Origin of the sequence: Paenibacillus sp. S28 (assembly GCF_016624415.1) — a bacterium.
GTDB lineage: Bacteria > Bacillota > Bacilli > Paenibacillales > Paenibacillaceae > Paenibacillus_AQ > Paenibacillus_AQ favisporus.
On the sequence record NZ_JACVTM010000053.1, the window covers coordinates 1 to 578 of the forward strand.

Sequence of the window (578 nt, forward strand, 5' to 3'; positions counted from 1 at the left end):
TAGAACAGGGCCATCACCGCGATGATCGGCATCGACAGCGGCAGGATGATCTTCACGAACAGCCGCATGTTCGTACACCCGTCGATCTGCGCCGCTTCCTGCAGCTCCTTCGGAATCGAGCTCTGGAAGAACGTCCGCGAGACGATGATGTTCCAGATCGACGCGGCCGACGGAATGACGATCGCCCACATCGTGTTGACCATGCCCAGCTGCTTCACCAGGAGGTATGTCGGCACCAGGCCGCCCCCGAAAAACATCGTGACCATGAACATGCCCATAAAGAAGTTGCGGCCGACAAAGTCCTTGCGGCTCAGCGCATACGCCGCCGGCAGCGTCACGAGCAGGTTGATCGCGGTCCCGACCACGGTGTACAGAATCGTATTGCCGTACCCCGTCCAGATGCTTGTGTTCTCGAACACCCGCTTGTAGCCGTCAAACGTAATGCCTTTCGGCCACAGCCACATCTCCCCGGACCCGACTGCTTTCGGGTCGCTGATGGAGGCGCTGACCATGTACACCAGCGGGTAGAACACGATTAGAAACGCCAGAAACACATACAGGTAATTGAAGGCGAGAAA

General features: G+C 58.0%; 1 protein-coding gene. It reads right to left on the reverse strand.

Annotated elements, in window-relative coordinates:
* A partial coding sequence (locus IAE55_RS33610) for a carbohydrate ABC transporter permease (protein WP_200634980.1) occupies window positions 1-578 on the reverse strand: 578 nt, incomplete at both ends.